Origin of the sequence: Acrocarpospora corrugata, from assembly GCF_009687845.1 — a bacterium.
GTDB classification, from domain to species: Bacteria; Actinomycetota; Actinomycetes; order Streptosporangiales; family Streptosporangiaceae; genus Acrocarpospora; species Acrocarpospora corrugata.
The window spans coordinates 1-892 of record NZ_BLAD01000013.1; the positions used below are offsets into that span (position 1 = coordinate 1).

At 68.7% G+C, this 892-nt stretch carries 1 protein-coding gene; it reads left to right on the forward strand.

Annotated elements, in window-relative coordinates; translation table 11 throughout:
• The coding region (locus Acor_RS00090; protein WP_155334407.1) for an IS66 family transposase at positions 1–882 on the forward strand (882 nt) is incomplete at its 5' end.
• Positions 883–892: the final 10 nt, after the last annotated feature.

Consider the following 892-nt stretch of genomic DNA (forward strand, 5'->3'; position numbering starts at 1 on the left):
GGGTTCGTCGCCAAGGCCCACCACCGGTTCGCCGACAAGCTGGCCTGCGCCGGGTTCGATGAGGCGATGAAGGCCGCCCTGCAAGGCGAGGACGTCCTGTGCGCCGGCGAGACGCCGGTCAACGTGCTGCGCAAGAACACCGACGAGAGCGGGCAGCCGCTGCCCGGCCAGCCGCACATCGTTGGCGTGCGCACCCCTGACGAGCGGCTGGTCTGGCTGAAGCCGATCGGCGCCCGCTCCAAGGAAGCGATCAAGGGCCCGGGCGTCCTGGACGGGTACGCGGGCTACCTGGTCCGCGACGACTACAGGGGCCGGGCTCAGTTCGACGAGCAACTGGCCGGAGTGCAGCAATGCGGCGCACACCTGATCCGCCACCTGGCCGGGGTCCGTGACCTGCACCCGGTCGAGCAGGGCTGGGCCGAACGCGTCCGCACGATCCTGCTCCAAGCGCTGGCCGCGGTTGGTCAGGCCGCAGCCGGGGACCGGGACCATCTCGACGATGATCTGCTGGTCGGCCTGCGAGCCGGCTACGACCACGAGGTCCACTGGGGCGAGATCACCAATCGGCACCGAGACTGGCATGACGGCAACCATCCCGGCTACCGACTGGCCCGCCGCCTGGCGGCCAAGGCCGAGCAGGTCTGGCTGTTCACCACCAACTTCTCTGTCCCGTTCACCAACAATGCCTCCGAGCAGGCACTCAAGGAGCCGAAACGCCATCAAGCGGTCTCCGGCTACTGGCACACCATGGCCACCCTGAGCCGGTACTGCCGCGTGCGCTCTTACCTGGTCACCACCAAAGGGCACGGCATCCGCGCGATCGACGCCATTCATGCTGTCCTCGCCGGACGCACCTGGCTACCCACGCCCATTGCCGCTTGACGCGGGCTCA